The sequence below is a fragment of the Paenibacillus sp. FSL H8-0457 genome, from assembly GCF_038051935.1.
Classification (GTDB): domain Bacteria; phylum Bacillota; class Bacilli; order Paenibacillales; family Paenibacillaceae; genus Paenibacillus_AQ; species Paenibacillus_AQ lautus_A.
Genome location: NZ_CP150293.1, coordinates 5,494,720 through 5,507,583, shown reverse-complemented (window position 1 = coordinate 5,507,583; position 12,864 = coordinate 5,494,720). Strand labels below are relative to the sequence as shown.

General features: G+C 53.7%; 12 protein-coding genes. All 12 read left to right on the top strand.

What is annotated here, in order from left to right:
* Positions 1-3: 3 nt before the first annotated feature.
* The 12 genes from MHI43_RS24525 (at position 4) to ptsP (ending at position 12,783) form a co-directional block, all read left to right on the top strand.
* Complete coding sequence (locus MHI43_RS24525; RefSeq protein WP_036659687.1) at positions 4-1,029, top strand: SGNH/GDSL hydrolase family protein; 1,026 nt, start codon at positions 4-6, stop codon at positions 1,027-1,029.
* Between the two features lie 464 nt (positions 1,030-1,493).
* Positions 1,494-2,168, top strand: coding sequence for a response regulator transcription factor (locus MHI43_RS24520; protein ID WP_009593251.1), 675 nt, complete (start codon positions 1,494-1,496; stop codon positions 2,166-2,168).
* Positions 2,165-3,532, top strand: a complete 1,368-nt coding sequence (locus MHI43_RS24515) for a HAMP domain-containing sensor histidine kinase (RefSeq protein WP_015736910.1) — start codon at positions 2,165-2,167, stop codon at positions 3,530-3,532. Before MHI43_RS24520 ends, MHI43_RS24515 begins: the two co-directional genes overlap by 4 nt.
* Positions 3,533-3,819: 287 nt before the next feature.
* Complete coding sequence (locus MHI43_RS24510) at positions 3,820-5,910, top strand: BglG family transcription antiterminator (RefSeq protein WP_235201610.1); 2,091 nt, start codon at positions 3,820-3,822, stop codon at positions 5,908-5,910.
* Positions 5,911-5,945: 35 nt separating this feature from the next.
* Entirely contained in the window at positions 5,946-6,389 is a 444-nt protein-coding gene (locus tag MHI43_RS24505) for a PTS sugar transporter subunit IIA (RefSeq protein WP_036659685.1), read from the top strand.
* Positions 6,386-6,649 (top strand): PTS sugar transporter subunit IIB, encoded by a 264-nt coding sequence (locus MHI43_RS24500; protein WP_009593269.1) that lies wholly within the window; start codon positions 6,386-6,388, stop codon positions 6,647-6,649. Before MHI43_RS24505 ends, MHI43_RS24500 begins: the two co-directional genes overlap by 4 nt.
* Positions 6,650-6,672: 23 nt before the next feature.
* The gene (locus tag MHI43_RS24495) at positions 6,673-7,968 is read left to right on the top strand and encodes a PTS ascorbate transporter subunit IIC (protein WP_015736907.1); all 1,296 of its coding nucleotides are present in this window, start codon (positions 6,673-6,675) and stop codon (positions 7,966-7,968) included.
* Between the two features lie 141 nt (positions 7,969-8,109).
* Positions 8,110-9,102, top strand: a complete 993-nt coding sequence (locus MHI43_RS24490; RefSeq protein ID WP_015736906.1) for a phosphotriesterase — start codon at positions 8,110-8,112, stop codon at positions 9,100-9,102.
* Between the two features lie 15 nt (positions 9,103-9,117).
* A complete protein-coding gene (locus tag MHI43_RS24485) occupies positions 9,118-9,846 on the top strand; it encodes a creatininase family protein (RefSeq protein ID WP_015736905.1) in 729 nt (242 codons plus the stop codon).
* Positions 9,847-9,913: 67 nt separating this feature from the next.
* Complete coding sequence (locus MHI43_RS24480) at positions 9,914-10,648, top strand: SIS domain-containing protein (RefSeq protein WP_036659682.1); 735 nt, start codon at positions 9,914-9,916, stop codon at positions 10,646-10,648.
* Positions 10,649-10,753: 105 nt separating this feature from the next.
* A complete protein-coding gene (locus MHI43_RS24475; RefSeq protein WP_036659680.1) occupies positions 10,754-11,023 on the top strand; it encodes an HPr family phosphocarrier protein in 270 nt (89 codons plus the stop codon).
* Positions 11,023-12,783: a phosphoenolpyruvate--protein phosphotransferase gene (gene ptsP / locus MHI43_RS24470; protein WP_036659678.1), complete on the top strand. Its 1,761-nt coding sequence runs from the start codon at positions 11,023-11,025 to the stop codon at positions 12,781-12,783. The genes MHI43_RS24475 and ptsP overlap by 1 nt, the downstream gene beginning before the upstream one ends.
* The last annotated feature ends 81 nt before the right edge of the window (positions 12,784-12,864 follow it).

The following is a 12,864-nucleotide window of genomic DNA, read 5'->3' as shown; positions in this document are numbered from 1 at the left end:
ATTATGTTGGAGTTTAGCTTTGCCGAATTCGCCAGGCTGATGGGGAGATTTGATCTGACCGAGAGAGAGAAGCCGAAATGCGCCTGGGTCAACAGCGCGGTTTTTCTTGCCTTCCGAGGTACGGCCGTCTCGATGACGGCTGAGGATTCCGATGGCCAGGATTACGTTGAAATTGTAGTGGACGGTGTCGCTCGTAATTGGATCAACTTGAAGAAGGGGGTTCATCAATACATAATCGAACAGGGACTGCCGGAGGGTGAACACACTTTAGAGATCCACAAGCGAACGGGGATCCTGACCGGAAGTATAGCATTTCATCAGTTTTCGCTGCCTGACGGCGGAAGCTTCCTTGCCCCGCCCGCGGCAAAACCACTCCGGCTTGAGTACTTTGGGGATTCCATCACGGATGGAGCAGGGATCGGCCATCCGCATGTGCTCGCTGAAGCTCCGCATCTTGACGACGGATACATGTCCTATGTCGGAATCAGCGCCAGAATGTTGAATGCGGAATATCATACGATGGCCATTTGCGGGATCGGCGTTTGGCAGGATGCGGTAGGGAACAAGCAAGGATTGCCGGAACATTTTTCTGGGACCCTCGGCAAAGGGACGGCGCCATGGGACTTTTCCCGGTATACTCCTGATGGAGTCGTCATTAATTTGGGCCAGAACGATTATTCTACGCCAATTGATGATGAGGCGTATATTGCCGCTTATATTGAATTCATCCAGGTTATCCTGGAAAAGTATAACGATCCCTACGTCTTTTGTTGTGTTGGAACCATGAATAACAACTATCTTGCCAGCGTGAATAAGGCGGTGTCCTATTTCAATCAAAGCGGAAACGGGAAGGTATTCGTGGTTGATTTAGGATTGATTCATCCGGAGGTCGAAGGATGGGGCGGCCGATATCATCCCGGCTATCAGACGCATTACCGAATGGGCTTGGAGCTTGCCTCTTTTATATCCGCCAAGACTGGTTGGGAATTGCTTAAGCGTCCGTCGATCGCCACGGAATGCGTGTTTTGAAATCGTCCTGCAGCGGATCGGATGCCAACCAAAAACATCGCAAAACGAATTGGTAGAAAAAGTCGGCCTGAATTGGCCGACTTTTTTGGTATGCCGTAGAGGGGGGCTATGCACATGGTTTGTTCATGTTCCGTTCATATTGATGTCACTGGCAGTTCATCTTCCTTGACTAAACTTAGGTAAGCATTACTTGATAGCTTTCCCATTCAACGGAAAAGACTGGAGATGATGCGGCCGGTTCGAGGCTCGAGATTTCATTTTGCTGGCTAAGAATAAGGGCTGAAGACAAGGGATTGGACGAACAAAAAGCCGCGCGGAATGCGCGGCCATTTTTAGCGTAGGCTAGAATGCAAAATAGACGCACAATTGCCGCGCCATTTGAACCATTTCCCATAATCCTTGTATTTATAATAGTATATAGTTATTACACAATAGGGGATGGAAATGAAGGAAAGAGGGAACCGATGCCTACTATACTGGTTGCTGACGACGATGCGAACATTCGCGAGCTCGTCTGTTTATTTTTACGCAATGACGGATTCACCACGGTCGAGGCGGCTGACGGCAAGGAAGCGCTCAGCGTCTATGGCTCGACGCCCGTCGATCTTGTTGTCCTAGATATTATGATGCCGATGATGGATGGCTGGACGTTATGCAAGGAGCTTCGAAGAGCCAATCCGGATTTGCCGCTGCTTATGCTGACGGCGAGAGGCGAAACCTGGGAAAAAGTAAAGGGTTTCGAGCTGGGGACGGATGATTATTTAACGAAACCATTCGATCCGTTGGAGTTGACGGTCCGCGTTAAGGCATTGCTGAAACGATATCGGATCGGCTCTACGCAGACGATCCAGTTCGGCAACGTCATTCTCGACAGGCAGACCTATAAGGTGAGCAGCGGGCCGGAGACGCTCACGCTGCCGCTCAAAGAGTTCGAATTGCTGTACAAGCTGGCTGGAACACCCGGACAAGTCTATACACGCGAGCAGCTGATCGATCAGATTTGGGGAATCGACTACGCAGGAGATGATCGAACGGTGGATGTACATATTAAACGTCTTCGCGAAAGGTTCGCAACGACGCCGGATTTCCGGATCGAAACGGTGCGCGGGCTGGGGTACCGGCTTGAGGTCTATGAATGATCAGATCCTTATATATTCGAGTAGTCCTGACGTTTCTAGTGTCCGTCATCGGGGGCACGATCCTTTCGTTTTTTATGTCTACTTGGATGTTCAAGGAACAATTGAACGAGAACGCGCAAATCACCTTACGCAACTTCGGTCAAGACGTCGTCCGGATATACAAGACACTTCCGTTACGCGAAGCCGACTTGTTCGTTAGTGAAATGAAGCAGCTCGATTCCTATTATGTCCGCATCTACGAAGCGACGGGCCAGTTCCAGGCTTACGGCAAGCTTAACGGACACAAACCTGCTGAAGTAACGATGGATAAACTACAGCAAGTAATCGAAGGAGGCGTTGTTCAAGACACGCAGAAAGGCATTGCTACGGTTCTTTTAGGGCTGCCGTTGAAAACGGAAACGGGAACGAAAGCGATGTTCCTGGAAATGCTCGCCCCTCCTTCTACCTCTTTTGTCGTCAAATGGGGATCGATCTTTGCTACCAGTTCGTTGATTACAGGGAGTTTATTGATCCTGATTGCCTCCATCTACTTGGTAAGGCCGATCAAAAAGCTGACAAAAGCGACCCGACGCATTGCAGCCGGAGATTTCAGCGTCAAGCTGAATATTAAGCAAACAAGCGAGCTGGGTACGCTGGCTCGCAGCTTTGAAGACATGATGCACGAGCTCCAGCAGTTGGAGCAGCTGCGCAGGGAATTCGTAACGAACGTGTCGCACGAGGTGCAATCGCCGCTCACCTCGATTTCCGGGTATGCTCAAGCGCTGAAGCAGGTAAATCTTTCGGATGACGAGCGAAGACGTTATCTGGATATTATCATCGCTGAGGCGAAGCGGATGTCCAAAATGAGCGACAGCCTGCTCAAGCTGAGTTTGCTTGAATCCCAGTCACAGCAGCCGGGGCTCAGCACGCTCAGCCTGGATGAACAGATCAGACGGGTCATCGTGGCGCTCCAGCCGCAATGGGCTGCCCGCAGCATTCAGTTTGAGCTTGATTTGCTGCCCGTTAAAGTTACGGCCGATCATGATCAATTAAACCAGGTATGGACGAACATCATTGGCAACAGCATCAAATTCTCAAAGGATGGCGGCGTGATTAACGTCAGCATCAAACAAGACATGAATAACGTGACCGTCCGAATATCCGATACGGGCATCGGTATTTCCCTTGAGGATCAGAAGCGCATATTCGAACGTTTCTTTAAAACCGACCGTTCCCGCAGTCGTAAATATGAGGGCAGCGGCATGGGACTCGCCATTGTTAAGCAGATCGTATCGCTTCATCAAGGCGATATCCGAGTGGAAAGCGAACCTGGTCAAGGAGCGACCTTCATCGTCACCTTGCCAATCATGACGCCGGCGAATTAGTTATCGATCCGCAAACACCGATGATGACCGGTTCGTGAAAACTGACCGTGCCGAATTTTTGCCAAGACACGATGAACCGGGCAGTCGCAAAGTTGAACCATATCTTATACAGGCCATGGGGCCTGTCTTTTTTTTGCCCATTTCACTAGAGTACATTTTTGCACAAATCGGGTTCCATGAATTGAACTGTCCTTGAACAATTGCCTATAGGTATAATCAAATTGCAAAAAGCACGAAACTAACGGCAAAGGAGTTGATGCCGTATTCTGGATGAACGCAGTACCAAGATGTTGACGCTGCTCCATGAGGCAGCCGATTATGTATCGCTGGAAGAACTGATGCAGAAGCTCGGCATCTCCAGACGAACCGTTTACTATGATATGGACAAAATAAACGATTGGTTGAAAGCGGTTCAACTTCCATCGGTCCAATATGTCAGGACAGCAGGCTACTATTTGCCTGAAGAAAGCCGGGCGGGGCTTCCGAAGTTGAGTGAAAAGCCCCATGCACAGCAGTATTATTTGTCTCCACGTGAAAGGCTGGCCTGGATGTCGCTTTACCTATTGTCGGCGGAGAGTCAGCTCTTCGTTCACCATCTGACCGAACTTCTGCAGGTTAGCCGCGGAACCGTGCTCAAGGATTTGAACATGGTCCGCTTGGAGATGAAGTCCGTAAAACTCAAGGTAACCTACGACCGTAAGCGGGGGTACGGCGTACACGGGGAGGAGCGGGACAAGCGGAAGACGCTGAGCCATTACTTCGGGCAGATTTTCGGTCATGCGGGCTGGGAACAGGCATTCAACCTGAACCCGGAATCGGGAATTCCCGATCTCGCCCCACTCCTGTTTCCGCCTATGGAAGAGGGAGGTTTGGAGCAAGTCTATCGCCTGATCTCGGATAGCGAGATCACGCTCGGCGTAGATTTGACGGATGAGATGCTGTTTCATCTGACCGCCCGCTTCCTGTTGTATGTAAGACGGATTCAAACCGCTCAATGGGTCTCGATCGACGATGATGAACGAAGCGTTCTGCGGAGGACGCCAGAGTATGAAGCTGCCGCGCGTATTGCGGAAGGCCTCGGGCAAATGTTCGGCGTTTCCGTTCCGGATGATGAGGTCTGCTATTTCGCGATGCATCTGCTGGGGGCGAGAGTCAACCGGATGGAACAGATGACGGGGTCCGAAGAAGTGCTGAAGCAGCTTCGGAACGTGACGACGGAGATGACCGACCATTTTCAACGGTATGCCTGCGTATTTCTGCCGAACCGGGAAGCCATGGAGGAGAATCTGCTGGTCCACTTGAAACCGGCTTATTACCGGATCTTGTATGGTCTCAGCCTGGAAAATCCGCTGCTCGAAAATATCCGTTCCAAGTACGGGGAAGTATTCGAGCTTACCCGCCGTTCCGCCGCACCGTTCGAGCAGTTGGTTGGACGTAAACTTGACGATCACGAGATCGGATACCTCGCCATGCACTTCGGCGGTTGGCTGCGCAGAGAGAATACGAAGCCGGCCGTAAGGCGGCAGGCCGCCATCGTCTGCGTGAACGGCATTTCCGCATCGCGGATGCTGAAATCGCAGCTGGAGAACCTGTTCTCGGCAGTGGACATCACAGCCGTATTGTCGCTCCGCGATTATGAGTCGTTTCGCGAAGAAGATGTCGATTTTATATTCTCGACGGTACCGCTCCCGGACAGCAAAGTGCCCGTTCTCCTGGTGAATCCGATTCTGAGCGATAAGGATAAGGAGCATCTGCTTAACCAGATCAACATGGTTTCCGGACGCAAATCAAGAACCCAGGCCAACACGGTTCAAGCGCTGCTGGACATCGTCCATAAATACGCGGCGGTAAGGGATGAAGCCGGACTTGCGGAGGAGCTTAACCGCTACATGTCCTTAGGGAAAACTTGGCTCAGCGAGGCTCGCAAGCCATCTCTGACGGATCTGCTCACCGAGCAAATGATTCGGATGAACAGAGAAGCGACAGATTGGCGGAGCGCCATACGCGAAGCCTCCGAACCGCTGCTGAAGGATGGACGCATCGAAGAGGCTTACATTGATGCGATGATCTCCAAAGTGGAAGCGCTCGGCCCTTACATTGTCGTAGCACCTGGCATCGCCATCGCGCACGGCAAGCCGCAGGATGGAGTCCGGCGGCTTGGGATCAGTCTGCTCCGGCTGGAGCAGCCCGTCGCCTTCTCGGAGGAAGCGCGCCACCAGGTGCAGATCATTCTGGTCCTGGCGGCGATTGACGGCGAATCCCACCTGAAAGCACTGTCGGAGCTGACGCTCCTGCTGAGAGATAAGGAAAACCTGATCCGACTGAAAGAGGCCAGGACGAAAGAACAGATCCTTCAACAATTACTAACCGGTCCTTAGCACCGAACAGAATACCGGATTTGGGAGAGATGAGAATGAAATTTTTGGAACCGTCACTAATTGCCTTGGATGTTGAGGCCGAGACGGCGGAAGAAGCGATCCGTTTGGCAGGGGCGCTGCTGGCGAATGCCGGAGCGGCGGAAGAACGTTATGCCGATGCCATGGTGGAATCGTATCGTGACAAAGGGCCGTATTTTGTTCTTGCGCCGCACATCGCCCTACCGCATGCCCGTGCGGAGGACGGAGTGAGGGAAGCCTCCGTCTCGCTGCTTCGATTGAAGACACCCGTCGTTTTTGGCCATGCCGCCAATGACCCGGTCCAGCTTGTATTCGCGCTCGGCGGCTCCTCAAGCTCGGAGCATATCGCCATGCTGCGCAAGCTGACGACATTGCTCAGCAATCCGGACAACGTGGAGCTATTCAAGCAGGCATCTGATGTAGAGTCAATCCAACAACTAATTAGGGGGAACGAACAATGAAAATTTTATGCGTATGCGGATTAGGACAAGGAACCAGCTTGATTCTGAGAATGAATGTGGAGAATGTGCTGAACGGCATGGGAGTAAACGCCGACGTGGAGCACACGGACGTTTCGACGGCTTCGGGTACCGCAGCCGATTATATCATTACAAGCAACGAGCTGGCACAAAGCCTGCAAGGGCATGAAGCCAAGGTCGTTATCGTCAACAACTATTTTGACAACGACGAGATCAAACAGAAGCTGGAAGAAGTGCTGTAAACCATTAGAAAGGAAGAGGGCTTATGGACGTACTTTTTTGGATCGCTACCAACATTTTTGGAACGCCGGCCATTCTGCTCGGGTTTATCGTTCTGATCGGCCTGCTGCTGCAGAAGAAATCAACGAGTCAGCTCGTAAGCGGCACCTTTAAAGCGATCATCGGCTTCCTCATCATCGGCGCAGGCTCTGACGTTATCGTAAAAGCCTTGAACGTATTCGAGCCGATGTGGAAAGAAGTCTTCGGATTGGAAAGCGGATCCCTCGGTACCTTTATGGGGCAGGAGGCATTCAATTCCAAATTCGGCAGCGCCGTTACGCTTGCCATGCTCATCGGCTTTCTGATTAACGTTCTGCTGGCACGCTTCACCCGGTTTAAATTTATTTATCTGACCGGGCACATGATGTTCTGGACGTCGACCGTTTTTGCGGGCGTCATCGTCCATGCGTCCAGCGGAATTCCGATCTGGAAGCTGGTACTGATGATCGCCGTGGTTCTTGGGGTGTACTGGACGTTCCAGCCGGCGCTGGTTCAGCCGTTCCTGCGTAAAATCACGGGCAACGATAACATTGCGCTTGGACACACGTCGGCTTCGGTTGCGCTATTGGCTGCCTTGTTCGGCAAATTGCTCGGCAACAAAAACAACGATTCCGAGAAAATCAAAGTACCGAAAGGCTTCGAATTTCTTCGCGATTCCAACGTCATCACGGCGCTCAGCATGGGCGTGTTATTCCTGATCGGGGCCATTATTCTCTCGACGAAGGGCACGCCGGCTGCGGCAGAACTGATGAAACAATCGGGTGACCAGAACTTTATCATCTATTCCATTATCCAATCGTTCACGTTCGCAGGCGGAATCGCCATCGTTCTGATGGGGGTCCGGATGTTTGTCGGCGAGCTGGTGCCGGCCTTCAACGGGATTGCTACCAAACTCGTGCCAGGCGCCAAACCGGCACTGGATGCGCCAGTCGTATACCCTTACGCGCCGAATGCGGTGGTGCTTGGCTTCCTGGGAGCTTTCGGTGGCGCGATTATCTGGCTGCTCGTACTGGGCAACACCGTTTCTTACATCTTCGTGCCGACGATGATCGTTCTATTCTTCCACGGCGCTACGGCAGGGGTGTTCGGGAACTCGACAGGCGGTGTCCGCGGTGCCGTGATCGGCGGCTTCATCACGTCAACCGTAGTCGCTTGGGGTCAGTTCCTGATGGTCCGCTTCTTTATCGCCTCGACGGTGCCGGATACGGCCATGTGGGCAGCCGATTCCGACATGTTCATCATCGGACCGATTCTGCACTTCCTGGCGAAACTGTTCTTTTAGAGGTTAAACAAAAAAGTCGGCTTTGGATCACGAGATAGATCAGAAAGCGGTCTAAGGCGTTGAGAGAAGCCGGCTTTTTTGAACATGCACTTTTATGAATCGGTCAGGTTCTTATTTTATAGAGAGTGGAGGAGAAACGATATGGGCTTTATCCGTACCTTGCATGGAGATATCAGCAAAGAGGAATTGGGCTTTACGTATTCCCATGAACATATCGTATGCCGTCCGGCCTACTGGCAGGAACGGGGAGTGGACGATTTGCTGTTGGATGATAAAGAGAAGTCCAAGCGCGACGTTCTGGATTTCAAACAACACGGCGGATGCTCCATCGTGGATGCTACAGCCGTCGATTATGGACGGGATGTTCAAGCGGTGCAGGAAATCGCGCTTGAAACCGGCATTCGCATTGTAGGAACGGCGGGCTTCAATAAAAGCTTCCTGTGGGATGCCAAAATCAAAGAGGAGCTGAAGCCGCTGATCGGCGATTATGAGAGTTATGCGCAGTGGATCGAGGCCAAAAGCATCAACGAGCTGGCGGATTTCGTCATCCGGGAGGTGGAAGAAGGGCTGGAAGGCACGCCATTCAAAGCAGGCCAGGTTAAGTTCGGGACAGGCTATAACCGCATCACGCCGCTGGAGGAGAAGACGCTGCGCGCTGTAGCCCGCGCTCATCACGAAACAAAAGCCCCCATCCACTCCCATACGGAAGTCGGCACCATGGCGCTGGAGCAAATCGAACTCCTAAAAAGCGAAGGCGTGGATCTATCCTACTTGAGTTTAGGGCATATGGACCGGAACCCCGACCCGTATTACCATGAGCAAATCGCCGCAACCGGAGCCTACATGAGCTTTGACGGTATCGGCAAAATCAAGTATGCGCCGGAAAGCACCCGCATCTCGCTGATTCTGGAGCTTGTCCGAAAAGGCTATGAGGATCAGATTCTCATCAGCGGAGATACCGCCCGTAAAACTTACTACAAGCATTACGATTACGGTCTCGGGCTGGAGTACATTATTTCCAAATGGGTGCCGCGCTTTGTAGATGAGGCGAATCGCAGCGGCTTTGACGGCCGGAAGCTGGTGGAGAAATTTTTCGTAAGCAATCCGGCCGACTGCTTCTCATTCAAAAAGTAAGGGGGGCTTAGCGTCATGAAATTCGAACTCGAGAATTCGGTTGAGGTGGAGGAGAAAATCCGCAAACTCGGCGCGGCCATACTTCCAATCGGGGCCGTTGAAGCGCATGGTCCCCATCTGCCGCTGGGCACGGATAACCTGCTTGCGTCCAGGCTCGCGGACAAATTGGCGGAACGGACGGACAGCTTCGTTCTGCCGACCCTTCCTTATGGTCAAGTGTGGAGTCTGCGCAATTTTCCGGGAAGCATCAACGTGTCGAACGAAGCGCTCATCCGGCTGCTTGCCGATATCGGCGAGAGTATATATCATCAGGGATTCCGCATATTCATCATGGTCAACGGCCATCTCGGCAATGCGGTTGCGCTGAAGGAAGCGGCGAGAATTTTATACGAACGGGTACCCGAATTGAAGGTGTTCTACTTCTTTTATCCAGGCACGAAGGAAATCACGGCGGAGGTACGCGAGGCTTCGGCCGCTCACGGCAGCTACATGCATGCCGATGAAATCGAGACCTCCTACATGCTGTATCTTGCGGGCGAATACGTGGACATGAGCAAGGCGATCGACGGCGCTCCGCACATCCCGATTGAAGCGGACTTCACGCCTACACCCTGGGAGGAAATGACGGCTTCCGCGGTGCTTGGGGATGCAACGTTGGCAACGAGGGAGAAGGGAGAGCGGATTATCGAGCGAAGCCTGGAAGTCATGGCCGACATGGTACTCCGGGCGAAAAAAGCGATATGAACCCGTTCACTCGCGGAAGAATAACAGAAATCTATACAAATACAGGAACCACGAGGTGAAAGCGATGATGATGGACACCTATTTTGATGTGATTGGCGGGTTGTTTGACAAAGTACGAGCGGAGCAGGCCAAGTCGATACGTGAAGCGGCGGAAAAGGTGGCGGCCTGTATTCAGCAGGGCGGCATTATTCATCTGTTCGGCTGCGGGCATTCGCATATATTGACCGAGGAAGTCTTCTACCGGGCAGGCGGACTCGTACCGATCCGTCCGATTCTCATAGAGAAGCTGATGCTGCATGAAGGCGCGGTACGTTCGTCCGAGCTGGAAAGACAAAACGATCTTGCCGTCGAATTCATGAGCAAGCAGGACATCCGCAAGGGAGAGGTCGTATTCGTCCTGTCCACCTCGGGCCGCAATCCGGTTCCCGTGGATGTCGCTTTGATGGCGAAGGAGAAGGGGGCCTTCACCGTAGGCATTACCTCACTGGAATATTCCAAAAGCATGCCGTCCCGGCACAGCAGCGGCAAGCACCTGGCGGATGCCGTGGATCTGGTGATCGACAATTTCTCGGTCAAGGGCGATGCGGTATTGAGCCATCCCGGCCTTCAAGTCCCCTTTACCCCGAGCTCGACAGTGATCGGAGCCTTGATTTTGAACGCCCTGTTCGCCGAATCCATTGAGATTATGATTGAACAAGGCTTTAACCCCCCTGTATTTCTTAGCGGAAATATCGACGGCTCCGATGAGCATAACCAAGCGCTGGTCGAGGCGTATAAAGGCCGGATAACCTTACTGGCCTGACAAGGGTCGAGCGGATGAACGGCAGGAAACAACAGAGAAACCGCAACTTTACGTTTCAGTAAGTAACAGCCCCGGGCTGGCGGTTACAGGATGAGGAGGAAAGACATGTTCGCACAAACGGTAACCATACAGAATGAGCAGGGCTTTCATGTACGTCCGGCTCAGCTATTCTCGGAAAAAGCAGGACAATTTGGAGCAGAGGTACGTCTGAAGACAAACGAAGGACGCTCGGCGGATGGCAAGAGCATGCTGGAGCTGATGACGCTCGGCGTTGAACAAGGAGCCGTCGTGACCATCGAAGCCAACGGAGACGGTGAGCAAGAAGTCGTCGAAGCCCTGATACAGCTCGTCGAAAGCAAGTTTGGTGAAGCCTGATGAATAGGCTGGATATTCAAGGAATCGGCGTATCGGAGGGTATCCGGATTGCAAAGGCCTATATCTACGAATCTTCGGCGGGTGCCAGCGGCCAAAGCAGCCCCGAAGGGAATTATATTCCCGATACCTCGGCTGCGGTCCAAGACGAGCTTCATAAGCTTCGCGAAGCCAAAGCGGGCTGCGCCGAGCAAATGGAGAAGCTGATCGAGAAAGCGAAGGAAGCGGTAGGCGAAGAGCAAGCCGGCATTCTTGCGGGACACCGAAAGCTGCTGGACGATCCGGCCTTCTACCCGAAGATGGAGGCGCGGATCCGGGAGAAATTGGAGACGGCCCCAAGGGCCGTTGCCGAGGTTGTCAACCAAGTCGCTTCCATGTTTGAAGGCATGAGCAATGATTATATGAAAGAGCGCGCGACCGACATCCGCGATATCGGCGGCCGTCTTCTCGCCTGTCTGTCGCCTGGACAATCGCAGGGACTTGCCGGAATCACCGAGCCGGTGATTCTCGTTGCCGACGATTTGACGCCTTCGGATACGGTGCAGCTGGACCCTGCCTTGGTGGTCGGCTTTATCACCCGTACCGGAGGAGCAACCTCGCATACCGCGATTCTCGCGCGGTCGCTCGGCATTGCCGCTGTCGTCGGCGCGGGAGACGGGATCAACGGCATCGAGGACGGCGATCTGCTCGTCCTCGACGGATCAGCCGGGCTGTGCATCGCCCGGCCGGAAGCGGCGGAGGCGGAGCAGCATCGGCTCCGCATGCAGCAGGACCTCGAGCGCAGGCAGTCGCTCGAGGAATACATTGCGCGTCCGGCGGTGACCGCCGACGGTACGCGCGTGGAGCTCGCGGCGAACATCGGCAGCGCCGCGGAAGCCGAGGCCGCCGTCCGGCAGGGCGCGGACGGCGTGGGGCTGTTCCGCACGGAGTTCCTGTTCATGAACGCCACGGCCATGCCGGGCGAGGAGGAGCAGTTCCGTGCGTATCAGGAAGCGGCCCGGCAGATGGAGGGCCGCCCCGTGATCATCCGCACGATGGACATCGGCGGAGACAAGGAGCTTCCGTACCTGCAGCTGCCAAAGGAAACGAATCCCTTCCTGGGTTACCGTGCAATACGGGTAGGGCTTGTCCGCCAGGAACTGCTGCGCACGCAGCTGCGGGCCGTGCTGCGGGCCAGCGCCTTCGGTACGGTGAAGGTCATGTTCCCGATGATCTCCGGTTTGCAAGAATGGAGGCAGGCGAGATCCATCCTGGCGGAAGTGCAGGGTGAATTGAGGGAGGAGGGCGTACCGTTCGACGAGAAGATGGAAGTCGGCATTATGGTCGAGATTCCCTCCACGGCCGTGTTGGCAGGACTTTTCGCGGACGAAGTCGATTTCTTCAGCATCGGTACGAACGATCTCGTTCAGTACACGGTTGCCGCGGATCGCATGAACGAACACGTAGCGCACCTGTACGATTATTTCCATCCCGCCGTGCTTCAGCTCATCCGAACGGTGATCGATGCTTCCCATAAGGCCGGTAAATGGACCGGCATGTGCGGCAGCATGGCGGGCGACCCGTTGGCCGCACCGCTCTTGCTCGGTCTGGGACTTGACGAATGGAGCATGGAGGCTGGCAGGCTCAGCTCGATCAAGGAAAGGCTCGAAGGATTGGATCGAGCGGAATGCCGCGATCTGGCGGGACGCATTCTTCGCCTGGACACGCCCCAAGCCGTTCGTCAGGAGCTGGAGGCATTTTGCAGCGCTAAGATTCCCTGCTGATTTCATCTTCGAGAATTTCATAGTGTAGCGATTCCGTTCGCGGCTCCGCAAGAAAAAAACCCTTGATGATTCATCAAGGGT